This is a genomic window from Campylobacter concisus (assembly GCF_902460625.1).
Taxonomy (GTDB): Bacteria; Campylobacterota; Campylobacteria; order Campylobacterales; family Campylobacteraceae; genus Campylobacter_A; species Campylobacter_A concisus_AD.
On record NZ_CABPUT010000001.1, the window covers coordinates 17,797 to 34,795 of the forward strand.

13 protein-coding genes are annotated in these 16,999 nt (G+C 39.5%); 7 read left to right on the forward strand and 6 right to left on the reverse strand.

What is annotated here, in order from left to right:
• From F3G69_RS00125 to modD, 3 genes are read left to right on the forward strand one after another with little or no spacing between them, the layout of a single operon-like run.
• Positions 1 to 1,464 (forward strand): alanine/glycine:cation symporter family protein, encoded by a 1,464-nt coding sequence (locus F3G69_RS00125; protein ID WP_223155843.1) that lies wholly within the window; start codon positions 1 to 3, stop codon positions 1,462 to 1,464.
• A 12-nt stretch (positions 1,465 to 1,476) separates the two neighbouring features.
• Positions 1,477 to 1,737: a helicase gene (locus tag F3G69_RS00130; protein ID WP_149714088.1), complete on the forward strand. Its 261-nt coding sequence runs from the start codon at positions 1,477 to 1,479 to the stop codon at positions 1,735 to 1,737.
• A 1-nt stretch (position 1,738) separates the two neighbouring features.
• Positions 1,739 to 2,572 (forward strand): ModD protein, encoded by an 834-nt coding sequence (gene modD, locus F3G69_RS00135; protein ID WP_149714089.1) that lies wholly within the window; start codon positions 1,739 to 1,741, stop codon positions 2,570 to 2,572.
• A gap of 359 nt (positions 2,573 to 2,931) precedes the next feature.
• On the opposite strand, the gene F3G69_RS00140 is transcribed toward modD, so the two are convergent.
• The 4 genes from F3G69_RS00140 to abc-f all read right to left on the reverse strand — a co-directional run bounded on the left by F3G69_RS00140 (position 2,932) and on the right by abc-f (position 9,933).
• Positions 2,932 to 4,872: a BCCT family transporter gene (locus tag F3G69_RS00140; protein ID WP_149714090.1), complete on the reverse strand. Its 1,941-nt coding sequence runs from the start codon at positions 4,870 to 4,872 to the stop codon at positions 2,932 to 2,934.
• A 126-nt stretch (positions 4,873 to 4,998) separates the two neighbouring features.
• Positions 4,999 to 6,444, reverse strand: coding sequence for a DKNYY domain-containing protein (locus tag F3G69_RS00145; protein WP_149714091.1), 1,446 nt, complete (start codon positions 6,442 to 6,444; stop codon positions 4,999 to 5,001).
• Entirely contained in the window at positions 6,444 to 7,958 is a 1,515-nt protein-coding gene (locus tag F3G69_RS00150; protein ID WP_149714092.1) for a DKNYY domain-containing protein, read from the reverse strand. The genes F3G69_RS00145 and F3G69_RS00150 overlap by 1 nt, the downstream gene beginning before the upstream one ends.
• Positions 7,959 to 8,001: 43 nt before the next feature.
• A complete protein-coding gene (abc-f, locus tag F3G69_RS00155; protein ID WP_149714093.1) occupies positions 8,002 to 9,933 on the reverse strand; it encodes a ribosomal protection-like ABC-F family protein in 1,932 nt (643 codons plus the stop codon).
• Between the two features lie 103 nt (positions 9,934 to 10,036).
• Between abc-f and F3G69_RS00160 the strand changes: the two genes are divergently transcribed.
• From F3G69_RS00160 to F3G69_RS00170, 3 genes are all read left to right on the forward strand, one after another.
• Positions 10,037 to 11,356 carry an MATE family efflux transporter gene (locus F3G69_RS00160; RefSeq protein ID WP_149714094.1) on the forward strand — a complete coding sequence of 440 codons (1,320 nt, stop codon included), beginning with the start codon at positions 10,037 to 10,039 and terminating at the stop codon, positions 11,354 to 11,356.
• On the forward strand, positions 11,332 to 11,994 hold the full coding sequence (locus F3G69_RS00165; RefSeq protein WP_180997294.1) for a M48 family metallopeptidase: 663 nt from the start codon (positions 11,332 to 11,334) through the stop codon (positions 11,992 to 11,994). The genes F3G69_RS00160 and F3G69_RS00165 overlap by 25 nt, the downstream gene beginning before the upstream one ends.
• 70 nt (positions 11,995 to 12,064) lie before the next feature.
• Positions 12,065 to 12,550 (forward strand): tetratricopeptide repeat protein, encoded by a 486-nt coding sequence (locus tag F3G69_RS00170; protein WP_103600401.1) that lies wholly within the window; start codon positions 12,065 to 12,067, stop codon positions 12,548 to 12,550.
• Positions 12,551 to 12,716: 166 nt separating this feature from the next.
• Here F3G69_RS00170 and F3G69_RS00175 read toward each other — a convergent pair whose 3' ends face one another.
• Together F3G69_RS00175 and F3G69_RS00180 are read right to left on the reverse strand one after the other, a co-directional pair.
• Positions 12,717 to 14,783: a TRAP transporter permease gene (locus F3G69_RS00175; protein WP_084042176.1), complete on the reverse strand. Its 2,067-nt coding sequence runs from the start codon at positions 14,781 to 14,783 to the stop codon at positions 12,717 to 12,719.
• 83 nt (positions 14,784 to 14,866) lie between these two features.
• Positions 14,867 to 15,808, reverse strand: coding sequence for a TAXI family TRAP transporter solute-binding subunit (locus F3G69_RS00180; protein ID WP_072594373.1), 942 nt, complete (start codon positions 15,806 to 15,808; stop codon positions 14,867 to 14,869).
• A 314-nt stretch (positions 15,809 to 16,122) separates the two neighbouring features.
• Here F3G69_RS00180 and F3G69_RS00185 point away from each other — a divergent pair, with 314 nt between their 5' ends.
• Positions 16,123 to 16,995 carry a phosphate ABC transporter substrate-binding protein gene (locus F3G69_RS00185; RefSeq protein ID WP_149714095.1) on the forward strand — a complete coding sequence of 291 codons (873 nt, stop codon included), beginning with the start codon at positions 16,123 to 16,125 and terminating at the stop codon, positions 16,993 to 16,995.
• Positions 16,996 to 16,999: the final 4 nt, after the last annotated feature.

Below are 16,999 nucleotides of genomic sequence, written 5' to 3' on the forward strand. Positions count from 1 at the left end.
ATGGTGCTTGATAGTTTTTTAAATTTTTTAAACGGCAAAATGGACGTAGCCAACGACTTTTTATATGGATATTTTTTAGTCATTATTCTTGTGGCTACGGGAATTTATTTTAGTTATTTGACTCGTTTTGTGCAGTTTAGGATGTTTTTTGAGGCTTGCAGAGTCTTAGTGGAAAAAAAAGACAAGTACAATAAGCACCATTTAACGCCGTTTCAAGCACTTATGATCTCGACTGCTTCGCGCGTTGGCATAGGCAATATCGCTGGAATTTCAGCTGCCATCGTCGCGGGTGGTCCTGGTGCTCTTTTTTGGATGTGTTTGATGGCATTTTTAGGATCAGCTTCAGCTTTTATAGAGAGTACGTTAGCGCAAATTTATAAGACAAAAGACGTTTTTGGATTTAAAGGCGGTCCAGCTTATTACATCAAAAATGGCCTTGGCATAAAGTGGCTAGCTTCGCTTTTTGCGGTTATTCTCATCATCACCTACGCATACGGCTTTAACGGACTTCAAAGCTATACCATGACATCAGCCTTTGAAATTTACTATGACAAAGCTGGTAGCAACGTTAGCTTTGCACAAAGCGGCCTACCTGTTGGCATCGGCCTTATTCTTACGGCATTTGCGGCGGTTATGTTTTTTAGCAAAAGCCACATCATCGGTAAAGTAAGCTCATACATCGTGCCTTTCATGGCACTTGCCTACATCTCGCTAGCACTTATTGCTATCGTTTTAAATTTCAAAGAAATTCCTGATGTTGTTAAGATGATTTTAGAAAATGCCTTTGATTTTAAAGCGATATTTGGCGGATTTGCCGGCAGCGTGATCGTAATAGGCATCAAAAGAGGCCTTTTCTCAAACGAAGCTGGTATGGGTTCAGCTCCAAACGCAGCAGCCGCAGCACATACTAGCCACCCAGTAAAACAAGGCCTAGTTCAAGCGATGGCAGTCTTTATAGACATGACAATATGTATCGCCTCTGGTATGATCGTGCTATTTTCGCAGGCATATCTTACGAAGCAAACTGGCTCAAGTGGCGAGGTGCTAACCGCCCTTCCTCTAGTTCAAGCTGCAATGAAAGAGTATTTTGGTGAATTTGGAGTTCATTTTACCACTCTTGCGGTCGTACTTTTTGCCATCACTTCGCTTATTGGCAACTACTACTACGCTCAGGCAAATATGAAATTTTTAACCAAAAACCACAAGCTTACATTGCTATTTAAGATAACGGCCGTCGTTATGATATTTATTGGTGCTCAAATGAATTTAAAGCTCGCTTGGAATATCGCGGATATCACAATGGCTGCAATGGCAACTATTAACATCATCGCTATATTCTTACTTTCAAAAGTAGTGATAATAGCAGTCAAAGACTACGAAGCTCAAAGAAAGGCTGGGCTAAATCCAGAATTTGAGCCAGAAAGCCTTGGCATCAAAAATACAAGTTGCTGGAACAAAAACTAAATGGAGAAGAATTTGAAAAACGATACAAAAATAAGTGGCAAACTACTTGATATACACACTCATAGACAAGTATCAAAAGTTGGTATGGGCATCACTTTAGCCTCAGTTTGCTTAAGCGCCCTTTTTATGAAAAGAAATAAAAGCGTTAAGAAATTTCACGTTGCTTCAGGCATTGCATTTACTTGCTTTGCTCTTTATCATGCTGGACTTTATGACAATGGAATCTTTAAAAAAATGATAATAAAAGCAAAAAATGAGGTAAAAAAGGCATAAAATGATACTTAGCGACGCAGAAATTCTAAGCTATATAAATGAAGATATACCTTACTTTGATCTTACTACGTCGCTTCAAAATATCGATAAAAATGCCTCACTTGAAATTTATTCACGTGATGAAATTTGCGTTAGCTGCGTTGATGTGGCCGCAAGTGTTGCGAGGCTACTTGGGTGTGAGAGTAAAATTTTTGCAAAAAATTCTCAAATTTGCAAGGCTGGCGATGTAATCATAAAAATTTATGGCAGCTACGAAGATGTGCATAAAGCTTGGAAACTAGCTCAAGTCGCACTAGAATATGCCAGTGCCATCGCAACTTATACAAACAAAATGGCAAATACTGCAAAGAGTGTCAATAAAAAATGTGAAATTTTAGCAACTAGAAAGAGCTTCCCATTTGCTAAGAAATTTTGCGTAAAAGCCGTACTTGAAGGCGGTGGTGGCATCCATAGGCTTGGGCTTAGCGATAGCATTTTATTTTTTAAAAACCACATGAAAGCCTACGGTAGCTTTGATAAATTTTTATTGCATTTGCCAGAGTTTAAAGCAAAAATGGCTGAGCGAAAGATCTGCGTAGAGGCTGAAAATTTAGACGAAGCAAGCAAGCTTTTAAAAGCAAATTGCGACGTTGTGCAGTGTGATAAATTTAGCCCTGAGCTTATCAAAAACGTACTCTCTTTAAGAGATGAAATTTCGCCAAATACAATGATCATAGCAGCTGGCGGCATAAATTTAGCAAATGTAAAAGATTACGCAAATGCCGATGCGATAGTAACATCAGCGATGTATTCAAAAGGCGTTGCTGATATCAGCACCAGACTTGAGATTTTATAAATTTTTACAATGACCGATACAGCAAAACATCTATCAAAGTTAAAATTTACAAAAAATGCATTTTGGCTCTGGAATTTGAACGATACGCAACAAAGAAAATTTAGCATTTTTTATTTCAAATTTATCTCATAGCTACAAGCAAAAATATAAACTAATAAAGTTAAATTTTCTAATTTGTTTTCTCTAAAAAATAAGGACACTTATATCTTGCTTTACACCACGTGTATAAAACACAATTAAATTTTAAAATTTATAAACAAGCATATTATGCTTTCAAATTCAGTAACAAACGATAACGAGTGAGTAAGATTTACAATTTGCCTAGAAATTTTCAAATTCCAGGCAAATTTCAGTCAAGTCTACCTTCTAACGACATGCAAGAACTGCATGTGTTTGCGGTATTGCTCGATGACGTCGTTTATCAGCGTAGCCTCGCTCCAACCAAGCACGTCGTAGTCTTGACCGCCCTCTTTTAGGTATACCTCGGCTCTGTAATAAAGATCGTCGCCCTCAAGCTCTCTGGTGTAGTCCGGGCTCTGGCTTTTGGTGAGATATACGCCGTATCTAAAATCCATCTCGTCGCCAAGTCCGACGTTTAAATTTACGAAATTTTCAGCTTTTGTTACATTTGCCTCAAGGCCGTTTTTGGCAAATTCCTCTTTTAGCTCGTTAAAGGCTTTTAGCACGACTTCGTTTAGAAATTTACTGCCGTCTTTTTTGCTAGGTAGAGTGATGATAGCGCTTAGTCTCTCTTGCCAAGGCTTTGAAAGATCGCTAAGAGGCATGTTGTTAAAGTTATTTGTCTCTTTTTTGGTCACATCGACGCGCAAGGCTTTAAATAGCCCGTAAATGGCGCCAAGTAGCACGATCGCAAACGGCAACGCCGTAGTTATCGTAAGTGCTTGAAGCGAGCCAAGTCCGCCAGCTAGCATCAAAAATGCCGCCACGACGCCCACCGTAACGCCCCAAAAGACCTTTTGCCAAACCGGCGTATCATCCTTGCCGTTTGAGCAAAGCATGTTCATCACGATCGCCGCTGAGTCGGCCGAAGTGACGAAAAATATGACGATCATAAAGACCGCGATCGTGCTTAGCACGCCTGAAAAGCTAAATTTCTCCAAAAACATAAAGAGCGCCGAAGCCGAGTCAGAATTTACGGTCGTTGCTAGCTGGCTAAAGCCATTTTGCACGAGCGAGATCGCTGAGTTACCAAAGAAGCTCATCCAAGCAAAAGTAAAGCCAGTTGGCACTAAAAGCACGCCTATAACGAATTCTCTTATCGTTCTGCCTTTTGAAATTTTAGCGATAAAAAGCCCCACAAACGGCGACCAAGAGAGCCACCAAGACCAGTATAGCAGCGTCCAGCCGCCAAGCCAGCTATCATTTTGCTTCTCGTAGGCGTAGAGGTTAAATGTGTTTGAAATGAGCGTAGAGACGTAGTCGCCGCTATTTTGCACAAACGACTTTAAAAGCTGCGTCGTATCGCCTAAAAATAGTATCAAAAACATAAAACATATAGCTAGCGCGATATTTGAGTTTGATAAAATTTTAATCCCCTTATCCACGCCGCTTGCCGCTGAGATGGTCGCTGCAAAACAAAGCACGATAAGAAGCGTGATATGCATAGTCGGCAGCCCAAAAACGTGCGTAAGGCCCGCATTTACCTGAAGTACACCGTATCCTAGCGATGTCGCCACGCCAAATAGCGTCGCCACGACGGCAAATGTGTCGATGGCGCTACCTATCTTGCCGTAAATTTTATCTCCGATGATCGGATAAAATGCCGATCTAAGCGTGAGCGGCAAGCCGTGTCTATACGAGAAAAAGGCGAGAATTAACGCCACTATAGCATAGACCGACCATGCGCCCATACCCCAGTGAAAGAAGGTGATGTTCATAGCAAGCTTTTGCGCTGCGATAGTTTGCGCGTCGCCAACCGGCGGGTTTAGATAGTGCATGAGCGGCTCAGCCACGCCAAAAAATACAAGCCCGATGCCCATGCCGGCGGCAAAAAGCATAGAAAACCACGAGATATTTTTGTGCTCCGGCTTTACGTGATCGGCTCCCAGTTTGATCTCGCCAAGCTTGCTAAAGCCAAGGATGATGATGCTTAGAAGTATGACGGCGACGGCCAGGATGTAAAACCAGCCAAATTTGACCGCGATGTAGTTTTGCATACCTTTAAAAAACTCATTTGAGAAATTTGGAAATATCGCTGCAAATGCCGTTATTAAAAATATGACAACAAGCGATGGGATAAATACCGAGTTGTTAAATTTTGACCTTTGAAATTTGATCATTTTTCTCCTTTTTATAAAATTTAGCTTCCCTTTAAAATAACAAAAAAGAGTAAATAGGTCAAATTTTCTCTTTAAATTTTTTATGAAATTTTAAGCTCTAGCCACCAAAAATAGCCACTTTGAAATTTATCTCAAGTCTCTTTTATCTCTCTTTGGTTTTGCAAGAGTTGTTAGCACTATGACGACAAAAGCAATGCCAAATGTGATATACAAAATGATCTTTGGCGAGTCATACTCTATCCTAGATCTTGCGACCTCTTCGCCGCTTGCCTCCACTAACTCGCCGCGCTTTATCATACCGCTGATATCTTTTGCGCTAAGCTCTTTAGACGCTCTTGTTAAAATTTCTATGACGCTAGGACCCGCCACCTCATAAACGCTATGCTTTATGCCGTAAAATGGCTTTATGTTGCTAAAAAAATAGACCTTCTCGCCGTTTGCATAAACTGCGCCATACTCGCCATCTTTTACCAGCCCTATCTCGCGCCAAGATGAGCTTGGGGCAAATTTATATAAAGAGACGGTTTGTGCCACTAAATGCCTGCCGTGCTTTGAGCGCTGCCACTCTTCGCCTTGCTGTAAAAAATAGGCTGAGCTCTCATCTACAAAAACGTCAGCATAGAGCCTTTTTAGCTTGCCTTTTAGCTGATAGTCTGAAATTTTAGTTTGTTCGTTTTTACTGCCATCCCAAAAGTAAATTCCATCTTTGCTGGCAAAAAGTGGCCAAAAAGAGTGCACGTTATCCACGCTATAAATGGCGCTATAAGGCATATTTTGAGCGCTAAATTTATGCTCATTTGCAAACACAGCCCCGCTTTTTGGCTCAAAAAGATATTCTATATCGTGTTTTGGGTCATAACATATCCGGCGCGTCTCATCTGAATAGCTTGCATCAAGCCTATAAAAGCCCATAAACAAGCTTTTACCATCTGTGTAATATCCACTAGCAGCGCCGCTTTCTGTCGTGATGTATCTTAGCTCGCTAGGATCAGCGTCAAGCTTTTCGCCCTTGTAGTAAAGCGTAGCGCCGTCTCTTGCAAAACCAGCGTCAAAGATAGGTTCTAAATTTGTGCTTTCGACCCTTTTTGTCCTGTAAAAATAAGGGCTATCATCGTAGCTTTTGATAAAGGTGTGAGCAAGGTTTTTCATAATGGCGCTAAATTCGCTAAATCCCGCCTCTTTCTCGCTTCTAGTGCCACAATAATAGCTTATCTTGCCATCACTTATATAGCCATTGCCAAGCACTTTGGCACTTTTTGGATCAAGTCCTGGCAAAATTTCTCTAGTGCAATAGACATGATTTTTATCAGCCGCCACATTTGAGTAGTCGTATGCGTGTTTTAGCTTTAAGACCCTAAAACTAGCCTCATCAACGCCTTTTAGCTCATACTTGCCACTACCTGAAATTTGAACGTAAATTTTACCCTCAGGCGAGCGGTAAAACTCGCTATTATCAATGTTTGCAAAGCTTCTTTGATACTCGCCCTCATGCCATAGATAAAGCATCGCCAAAACAAAAAATAGCGTCAAGATGACTAAAAAATAAACAAACCTAATAGTAATTTTTCTCATTATCTATAATCATCCACCCTTTTTTTAAGCTCGCTTTTTTGCTTTTTGTTTTTAAAAATAGCGCCAACTACCGAGACTATAAATGCGATGGCTAAAAATATCCAGTAAGCATATTTTTGCGAGTAATCATCAAAGTCGCTTATCGCATCGATCACCACCTCGCCCTCAGCTGGCACCATAGCGCCTTGATCTACCATTTTTACTATCTCATCAAGTTTTAAATTCTTAACATTTGAGCCATAAGGACGAGTGAGAATTTCAACCACACCAAGGTCGTTTATATCATAAACGCTGCTGTTAAAATGCCAGCCGTAGCCGACGTTATCAAAATAATAGGTCTTATCGCCGTTTGCATAGACCGCTCCGTAGCTATCGTTTCTTACAAAGCCGATCTTTCGCCACTGCTCTTTTGTATCAAGCATTACGATGCAAGTGTGGCGTGAGCTTAGGCTGTGGTTATTTTTTGTGTTGTGCCAAATTTCATAGGTTTTTAAAAAATATGTCTTGCCATCACTTATCACCACGTCGCCATATAGCGGCGTTATCTCGCCTTTAAATGGATCATCTCCGTCCCTTACAAACTCGCCTTCATCTATGCTGTTATACCACTGCCACTTTCGCTCCCAGTGATATATACCGCCTTTACCACGAAAGAGCGCATGATAGGAGTGCTCATCTTTTAGGTTAAAAAGTGGCTCGTATGGGGCAAATTTTGGGTCAAATTCATGATCATTTGCATAGACCATGCCAGAATTTGGCTCATAAAGATAGCGAATGCGCCATATCTCGCCAATATCACGCATTTGTGGGCTAAATTTGATCCCTAGCTTTGAGCTATCATAATAGACATTTTCCCCATCAGTCGTAAAATGCACGCTCTTTCTGCCAGATATCTGCTCGATATAACGCATTTTGCTGGCATTTGCGCCCTCTAGCTCTTTGCCCTCATGATAGACTTTTACTCCGTCGCTTGCGTAGCCAAAGCCCAAGATCGCTGCTAAATTTGCGTTATCAACCTGCCTAAATTTATAGATATGAGTTTGCGCTTTTGGGGTGTTAAACATTTTGTGTGAGACGATGTCCCAAAACTCTTTAAGTGCGGAAATTTCGAGGTTTGTCTCGCTTACGCTATCGCAAAAATATGTAATCTTGCCGTCACCAAAATAGCCATTGCCAAGCGCTATAACGCCATTTGGATCAAGCCCACTCATCACGAGGTTACCGCAATATACAGCCTCATCGCTAGCGCCAACGTTTCTGTTGTCGTATTTGCCGGTGTCAATGTATCTAAATTTACTGGCCCTCACGCCTATTAGCTCAAATTTACCGCCGCTTGGTACCATGGCATAGACCTTGTCATATTCGGTGGTATAAAACACACTGCCTCTTATATCTTTAAATTTTTCTCTATCTTCATCTATATAGCCAGCGGAAATAAACATAAATATATAAATACCAAGCAAGATAAAAGCAAAAAGTAGCACTATGACAATTATTGGGTATTTTTTTATCATTTTAAACCTGCAAATGACTTCATCTTGCGATACTTTATCTTCCCTACTCCAGTGCCTCGGCGATCTCAAGCACTTCAAAGTACTCATTTTCTAGGCACTCAAGCTCAGTTTTTGCCTTTTCAAGTTCTTCATAAAGCTTAGTTAGCCCCACTTCTTGATAAATTTTTGGATCGCTTAAACCTTCATTTAGCTCAGAAATTTTTGCTTCAAGGGCCGAAATTTTATCTGGATATGTATTTAAAATTTGCGTTTGTTTGTAGCTTAGCTTTATGCCGGTTTTGCTCTTTTGCTTGGCTTCATTTTGGTTATTTGCAAGCTCTTTTTCAAATTTATCAAGCTCTTTTAGCTCATCTTCAAGCTCCAAATAGACGCTATACTCTTCATACAAGACATTTATCTTTGTGCCCTCAAACGCCCAAAGCTTATTTGCCATCTTATCGACAAAATACCTATCGTGGCTAACTAGCAAGATCGCTCCCTCAAAGCTTTGCAAATAATCCTCTAAAATGTTAATAGTTGCGATATCAAGGTCGTTTGTTGGCTCGTCGAGCACCAGCACGTCGTAGGTTTTTATAAAAAGAAGTGCAAGTGCCACGCGGTTTTTTTCACCGCCACTTAAAACACCTATCTTTTTATCTAAAAATTCTTTTGGGAAAAGGAAATTTTTAAGATAGCCATAAACGTGCATATTTCGCCCACGAACTAGCACGTGGTCGCCACCGTTTGGGCAAAATGTCTCGATCAGGCTCTTATCGTCATCAAGGACATTTCTAGCCTGATCAAAATAGCCGATACTCACCTCGCCTCTTTTTATCTCGCCGCTACTTGGTTTTTCAAGTCCTAGCAAAATTTTAAGTAGCGTGCTTTTGCCGCTACCATTTCGCCCGACTATGGCGATCCTCTCGCCTTGCAAAACTCTTGCGTCAAATTTTTCAAAAAGCACCTTACCATCTATGCTTTTGCTTAAATTTTTAAACTCAAAGAGCATTTTTTTGCGGTTTTGACTCTGCGTTTGGTTGAAATTTTTACTCGCACGCTCCAGCTCAAGCCTCACACGCCTTATCACGCCTGGGTTTTTCTTAGCCTCCTCGCGCATAGCAAGCACCCGCTCTTTTCTACCCTCGTTTCGCTTTAGCCTAGCTTTCACGCCGCGTCTTAACCACTCCTCTTCAGCCTTTAGCTGTTTTAGCAGCGTCTCATGCGACTTTGCAAGACTTGCTAAAATTTCCTCTTTTTTGGTTAGATAGTTTGCATATCCGCCCTCGAAATTTTTTAAGCTTGCATCCTCGACTTCAACGCACCTAGTTGCTAGCGTATCGATAAAATACCTATCGTGGCTTATAAAAACTATGCTTTGATTTGAGCTTTTAAGCATATCTTCAAGAAATTTGACCATATAGACATCAAGGTGGTTTGTAGGCTCATCAAGCAGCAGCACATCTGACTTTTTAAGGATGAGCGCGCCTAGTGCCACGCGCCTGATCTCGCCACCACTTAGCGAGCAAATGGGTCTATTTTCATACTCTTTTAGCTTAAATTCTTGCAAAATTCGCTCGATCTTATGCTCGATATTCCAGCCGTCTTTTGCCTCTATAAATTTTAAAAGCCTCTCTTGCTCTTTTAAAATTTCTTTGTTCTCTGGGTCGTTTGCTAGCAAAACGCCGCTCTTTTCATATTCGCTTATCGCGTCAAATATCTCTTTTAGCTCGTTATTTAACGCCTGCCTTACGGTAAAAGTTGCGTTAAAATTTGGAGTTTGAGCTAGCATCTCGACGCTTATTAAGCTCTGCACTATGCGTCTACCACTATCAGCTGCCACCTCGCCAGAGATGATCTTCATAAGCGTACTTTTACCGCTACCATTTTTACCGATGATCGCTATTTTCTCATTTTCATTTACACTAAAATTTACAGCGTTTAAAATCTCATTTGCGCCAAATTTTTTACTTACGTCTATCAGGTCGATTAATGCCATTTTTCTCTCATTTTTTAAATTTCTCGCGATTATATCAAAAGGGAGCTAAAACCTAATTTTGGCTATAATCGCCAAAATTTTTAAAATAATTAAGGAAAATTTAATGAACTTATCTATGAGAAAACTCGTAGTTCCGATATTTTTAGATATGTTTTTACACTTCATTACACTCATCATCAACACCTACATGGTTACAAAAGTGAGTGTGCATCTAGTTGGTGCAATGGGTGCTGGCAATCAAGTGATGGATCTTTTTATGACCATTTTTAACTTCCTAAGCATTGGCTGTTCAGTCGTCGTCGCCCAAGCGCTGGGAGCTAAAAAGAACGATCTTGCCTCAAACGTTATACACGCAAGTATCACGTCAAATACGCTCTTTGGTATCTTCTCAGCTATCATTATCTACGTCTTTGGCTACAACATCTTAAATTTACTAAACGTGCCAAAAGAGCTTATAAATGATAGCTTCTCATATCTTCACATCCTTGGCTTTGCCCTACTTTTTGATGGCATCGGTATGGTGCTAGCTGCAGTACTTCGTGTTTATAACCTGGCAACTGCTGTAATGCTAACCTCGGTTTTAATGAACATCATCACCATTTTTGGCAACGCTATCTCCCTTTTTGGCTGGTTTGATCTGCCAAATTTAGGTCTGCAAGGTGTAGCTATCTCGACACTTGTTGGCAGACTGGTAGGCATTTTTGTGCTAGCTTATATGCTAAGTCAAAAGGCAAAAGTTAAAATTTATTTTAAAAAGCTACTTGTCGTACCATTTGAAATTTTAAAGAAAATTCTCTCAATCGGCCTTCCAAGCGCAGGCGAAAATTTACTATGGATGGCGCAATACATGGTCGCTTTTGGCTTTGTGGCAAGCATGGGCGAGGCTAGCCTTAGCGTGCAGACCATTTACTTTCAGATCACGCTTCTTATCTTGCTTTGTGGAGCAAGCATCAGCGTGGCCAACGAGGTCATTGTAGGACATTTAGTTGGAGCAAGTGAGTTTAACGAGGCCTATACAAGGACATTTAGAGCGTTAAGACTTGGAGTTTTTATCACACTCGTAGTCGTGCTTATAGCTTATGCACTAAAGTATCAAATCATGGACGCACTAAATTTAAATGAAAATTTACGTGCGATCATGCTACCGCTTTTTACACTTTCGATATTTCTTGAAGCGGGTAGAACCTTTAACATAGTCATCGTAAATGCCCTTCGTGCAAGCGGTGATGCAAAATTTCCTCTTGCGACTGGCCTTATCTTCATGTGGGGGCTTTCACTGCCACTTGGATATTTTTTAGGTATCTATCTTGGTTGGGGAATTATCGGCGTTTGGATAGGGTTTTGTGCTGATGAATGGCTAAGAGGCCTTGCAAATACGTGGCGTTGGAGAAGCAAAAAATGGCAAGAAAAACGCCTAGTTTAAAGCAAAAGAGCATAAATTTAGACTTTTATGGGCTAAACGTTTTAATAAATTTTAAAACAAATGTAAAATCCATGCGTTTAAGAGTTGGCAAGGACGCTAAGATCACGCTATCTATGCCATTTTACAGCACACACAAGATGGCTCTTAGTTTTCTTGAGATGCACAGAATTTGGCTTGAAAATACTTACAAAAAAGCTCTTTTGAATTTACCAAAAGATGATGAGATGAAATTTCTTGGGCAAGTTTATAAGATAAAATTTGATGAAAATTTTAAAGAGCCATTTTTTGATGGCGAGTTTGTCTTTACGCCAAATTTAAAAAGCCTTGAGCGTTTTAAAAAAACAAGAGCAAAAGAGCTATTTTTAGAGCTTGTAAGCCATTTTCAGCCTTTTATAAATAAGCCAATCAAGCGTATAGTCATACGAAATAGCAAAACTCGCTGGGGTAGTTGCAACCACAAAAAAAGCTACATAAACCTAAGCCTAAGACTCATAGAAAAGCCGCTCTCAGCCGTGCGCTACGTCGTTCTTCACGAGCTAACACACCTACTCTATCCGCATCATCAAAAAAGTTTTTACGATTTTATAGAAAAAATCATGCCTGATTATAGAAAGCAAGAGCAAATTTTAAAAGCGTAATTATTTTTCATCAAGTAAGTGTAAATTTAATATGATAAAATTGCGAGAAATTTTACAAAAGGAAATTTAAATGAAAAAAATGATTCTTGTTTCGCTTTTAGCTGCTTGTGCTTTCGCAGGCGATTTTGAAGATGGCTTAAAAGCATATGCTGGTTCAAATTTTAAAGAAGCTTTGGCTAAATTTGAAGCAGGATGTTTGGCAAATGATGTAAAATCTTGCGTAAAAGTTGGAGCGATTTACCAACTAGGAAAAACAGCTCTACCTAATCCAAGCAAGGCCTTAGAGTACTATAATAAAGCTTGCGAAGCTGGTGAGGTAGAAGGTTGCTCGGCAGCTGGTGGGCTTTATCTAAATACTGAACCGCAAAAAGCAAGAGAGCTTTTTAATAAAGCTTGTGAGAAGAATGATGGATATTCTTGCGAGATGGTAGGTTCTATCTTGATAGAAGCTAAAGAATTTAAAAAAGCTTATGAATTTTTAGTAAAAGGCTGCGAATTAGGCGATAAGATGTCTTGCGAATTTGCAGGCGATCTAAGACGCTCAAAACAACTATAATTTTTAGGCTTACGAGCCTAAAAATTTCTTATTTAAATTTATTACACCAATATCCTTAAACAAAAAATCCAAAAAAACACTTATTTTAAATAAAAATTACTCAAAGTATAAAGGTGGCTCTAAAAATCTACATTAGAAATTTAGGCAAGAGTGCTCTTGCCTAAGATTAGATTATTTTTATTTGATCAAGTGGTTTGTCTTTAATGCCCCATTGAGTCATAAAAACAAATCCATAAAGTACAGCAGCTACGATATAAGCAGTGTATTCGTTTGGTATAAGATTAAATTTCACACATATATTTGGTACAAGAGCTAGTGGCACAACAGGGATCAAAAGAATACGCTCCCAAATTCTAAGCTTTGTGACATAGTAGCCTTGAAGTAAGCTTGAAAATGCAAACATTCCTACGATCGCCATACCAAAGACAAGTAAAATTTCAAGCGGATTACTCATCCAGATTATTCCTTTTGAATCAAGCGGATCGCCCTCATTTACGCTTTCTATTAGCATAAGTTTGTTGTTAAAGAAAAAGGCAAATGGTAAGATCGCCGTTCTTAGATCGTAAAAGAATCCTTGAACGCCAACAGTTATAGGATTTGCTTTAGCGATACCGGCTGCTGCATAAGCTGCGATACCAACTGGTGGCGTATCATCAGCTAAAATCCCAAAGTAAAAGACAAAAAGATGCACAGCAATGGCTGGAATTAAAAAGCCATTTTTGTGCGCTAAAAATAAAATAACAGGTGCCACAAGACTTGAAACTACGATGTAGTTTGCCGTCGTTGGAAGACCCATTCCTAGTATTAGCGACATCATAGCAGTAAGAAGCAATATCATAACTATATTATCACCAGCAAGTAGCTCAACTAGATCTGAAAGTACTTGGCCAAGGCCAGTTAGAGAGATAGAGCCCACGATGATACCTGCAAGCGCGGTTGCTATAGCGATCGTTGTCATGCTTTTTGCGGCTGCAACCATCGCCCAAAATATATCTTCAAAGCCTATTAACACATCATTTATTCCAACTTTTTCGCCACTTGCTAGTTTTTTAACTGGCTCTTGAAAGATCATTATTAAAAATAAAAATCCAATCGCATTAAATGCTGCAGCGATGGCTGACTCTTTTGCGATTAATAGCGTATAAAGCAAAATCAAAATCGGAGTTATATAGTGAAGTCCGCTTACAAAAATTTTAAATCTTGAGTGAAACTCGCTTTGATTTATACCTTTTAAGCCAAGCTTCACGCTTTCTAAATGAACGATAAAAAATAGCGACAAATAACAAGCAAACGCTGGGATAACCGCCGCCATCATGACATTTGTATATGTCATGCCTAAAAACTCAGCGATGATAAAAGCAGCTGCGCCCATGATAGGTGGCATGAGCTGTCCATTTACGCCAGCTGCAACTTCGATGGCTCCAGCTTTTGTGCGTGAAAGACCAGCTTTTTTCATAAGTGGTATGGTAAATGTGCCAACGGTTACAACATTTGCAGTGGAGCTTCCTGAAACCATGCCAGTTAGACCACTTGCGATGACCGAGGCCTTAGCTGGACCGCCTCTATATTTTCCAAGAAGAGAGAAAGCTAAATTTATGAAATATTGCCCAGCACCTGCCCTCTCAAGTAATGAGCCAAAAAGTACAAAAAGATAGATAAAACTAACGCTAACTCCGATAGGCACACCAAAGATACCCTCTGTCGTTAAAAACATATGACCTGCGATCTTTTCAAAGCTGGCACCTTGATGAGCGATGATGTCTGGCATATAAGGACCAAAGTGATCATATATCAAAAATAATATACAAATAATTGGAAGTGCTGGTCCCATGACACGCCTGCCAGCCTCAAGCAACACAATGATCGCTAAAAATGATATGACGATATCTTGTGTGATGTAGTCCCCGGTCCTATCAGCTAGCTCATAAAAATAAACCGCCGGATAAAGCACAGTAACTACGCCTACCACGCAAAAGACTAGATCGTAAAATGGCAAACTAGAATGTGCCTTTTTATGAAAAGTGACTGGATAAAGCAAAAATACAAGCCCAACCGCAAAGGCTAAGTGTATTGAGCGTGAAATGTTAGTATTTAGCGGAAAATAAGCTATATAAAGCTGAAAAACTGACCAAGAAAAGCATACGATCGCAATGAAATAGTTGTAAAAATTGCTATTTATCTCCCTTGTTTTTACTTCGACAAATTGTTCTTCGTTGTCTTTGACTTCGTTCATCTCTCTCCTTTAAAATTTAAATATAAAAATTAAAAAATTTGCATATTTAAATTTTATCCAGAGGCAAAGCCCCTGGAAATGGATTATTTTAAGATGCCAGCCTCTTTAAATGCAGCCTCTGCAGCTGGGTGAAGCGGAGCTGAAAGACCTTGAACAAGATCTTCTTTATTTACTGATTTTAGTGCTGGGTGAAGAGTTTTGTACTCATCAAAGTTGTCTAAAATAGCTTTTATCACAGCTTTTACAGCCTCATCTTTTGTATCTTTATTAGTTACCAAAACAGCTTTTACACCTATAGTATTTACATCGTGATCAACGCCGTCATATGAGCCTTTTGGGATCACACCTTTTGCAAAGTATGGCTTCTCTTTAAGAAGATTATCAATCTCGCTACCTTCGATATTTAGGATATCGATCGGCAAAGATGTCGCAGCATCAGTGATGTTTGCAGTTGGGTGGCCGACGACAAAGCTATATCCGTCTATCTTTTTATCTTTTAGTGCATGTGGGCATTCGCCAACTGTTAAAACACCGCGGTATCCTAGTTTTGAAACGTCAAAGCCTTTTGCTTTAAAGACTTCAAGTGTACTCACTTCGTTGCCACTGCCTGGGTTTCCGACGTTATATTTTTTACCTGCAAATGAAGCAAGATCACTTGTTAGACCGCTATCTTTTGCTACAACAAATGCAAGAAGTTCTGGATAGATAGCAACTACTGAGCGTAAATTTTCATCTTTTGCTCCGTCAAATTTGCCAGTGCCGTTAAATTTATCATAGACAACGTCACTTTGAACGAAGCCAAATGTAAGCTCTTTTTTCAAAACGTTATTCACGTTATAGACTGAGCCGCCAGTTGATTGGACTGAGCATTTTACATTAGTATTTTTGTTTGCTAAACGGCAAATCGCTCCACCTATCGGATAATAAGTACCTGTCATGCCACCAGTACCGATACTGATAAATTCTTTTGCTGAAAGAGTTGTTGCTAAAAGCAAGCCAGCAAGTGCCAAAGAAGTAGTTTTCATCTAAGATCCTTTCAAGAAATTTAAGGCTATTTTATTCTATAAATTTAGCTTTTTACCTTATTTGATATGATATTTTCATGCCGTTTTAGTAAAGTTGCAACCATTCTACACAATCAAGACTTAAAAAAATATTTTATTAAGATTAAATTTATATTTCTTTATCAGCCAAAATAAATTTGATAAACCGGCTATTTAAATATCATTTTTTATTGTATAATCCACCGCAGTTCTAAGTTTTAGAAAAACTGTTGCAAATTTACAACTAATCAATAGCTTTTACAAATGTTAATAACAATCAAATTTTGGAGGTTTTTATGAAAAAATCACTTATGTTGGCCGCTTCAATGCTGCTTTTATCTTTAAATTTCGCTTCTGGTGCGGATGAAAAAACGCAAGTTAGCTTTAGTGGCTCATCTACTCTGGCTCCAGTCATTGCTAAAATTTCAACCGACTTTATTGAAAAGTACGAGACTTGGGACAAAGTTGATAGCTCTTTACCAAACAAAAATATCACCATCTTTGTCTCAGCTGGTGGATCAGGCGCTGGCGTGAAAGCCGTGCTTGATCATGTCGCTGACTTTGGCATGCTAGCTCGCGATATAAAAGATAGCGAAAAAGCAAAGATCAAAGATATTAAAGCCTATACGCTTGGCATAGACGCGCTTTGCGTGGCTGTAAACCCAGAAAATGAGGTGATAAAGCTAAAGGGCGGAAATTTAAGCAAAGACGAGATCGTTAAAATTTTCTCAGGCGAGTATAAAAAGTGGAGCGATCTTGACAAATCCCTACCAAATGACGAAATAGTCGTAGTTACAAGAGATCTTGGTGGCGGTGCTCACGAGGTATTTCAAAAAAAGATCATGAAAGATGTCAAAGTTAGTAAAAACGTCATCCAATCACCTTCCATGGGCGCGCTTGTCTCAAAAATAATCGAAAATAAAAACGCTATTGGCTACGCTTCTTTTGGTATCACAAACCAAAACAAAGGCAAGCTAATACCACTAAACGTTGACGGTGTGGAGCCAACTGTTAAAAACATAGTTGATGGTAAATACTACATCTCTCGTCCGCTCATTATCGTAAAAAGTGGCGATCTAAGCAAGAGTGAGCAAATTTTTGTTGACGTGCTAAATTCAGCCGAGGGTCAAAAGACTATCGAAAAAATGGGATTTATACCAGTAAAATAGTCTA

Excerpts from the sequence above, each read along its gene's own strand:
- F3G69_RS00125 (WP_223155843.1), top strand. The coding sequence starts at position 1 with ATGGTGCTTGATAGTTTTTTAAATTTTTTAAACGGCAAAATGGACGTA.
- modD (WP_149714089.1), top strand. The coding sequence starts at position 1,739 with ATGATACTTAGCGACGCAGAAATTCTAAGCTATATAAATGAAGATATA.
- F3G69_RS00140 (WP_149714090.1), bottom strand. The coding sequence starts at position 4,872 with ATGATCAAATTTCAAAGGTCAAAATTTAACAACTCGGTATTTATCCCA.
- F3G69_RS00145 (WP_149714091.1), bottom strand. The coding sequence starts at position 6,444 with ATGAGAAAAATTACTATTAGGTTTGTTTATTTTTTAGTCATCTTGACG.
- F3G69_RS00150 (WP_149714092.1), bottom strand. The coding sequence starts at position 7,958 with ATGATAAAAAAATACCCAATAATTGTCATAGTGCTACTTTTTGCTTTT.
- abc-f (WP_149714093.1), bottom strand. The coding sequence starts at position 9,933 with ATGGCATTAATCGACCTGATAGACGTAAGTAAAAAATTTGGCGCAAAT.
- F3G69_RS00160 (WP_149714094.1), top strand. The coding sequence starts at position 10,037 with ATGAACTTATCTATGAGAAAACTCGTAGTTCCGATATTTTTAGATATG.
- F3G69_RS00165 (WP_180997294.1), top strand. The coding sequence starts at position 11,332 with ATGGCAAGAAAAACGCCTAGTTTAAAGCAAAAGAGCATAAATTTAGAC.
- F3G69_RS00170 (WP_103600401.1), top strand. The coding sequence starts at position 12,065 with ATGAAAAAAATGATTCTTGTTTCGCTTTTAGCTGCTTGTGCTTTCGCA.
- F3G69_RS00175 (WP_084042176.1), bottom strand. The coding sequence starts at position 14,783 with ATGAACGAAGTCAAAGACAACGAAGAACAATTTGTCGAAGTAAAAACA.
- F3G69_RS00180 (WP_072594373.1), bottom strand. The coding sequence starts at position 15,808 with ATGAAAACTACTTCTTTGGCACTTGCTGGCTTGCTTTTAGCAACAACT.
- F3G69_RS00185 (WP_149714095.1), top strand. The coding sequence starts at position 16,123 with ATGAAAAAATCACTTATGTTGGCCGCTTCAATGCTGCTTTTATCTTTA.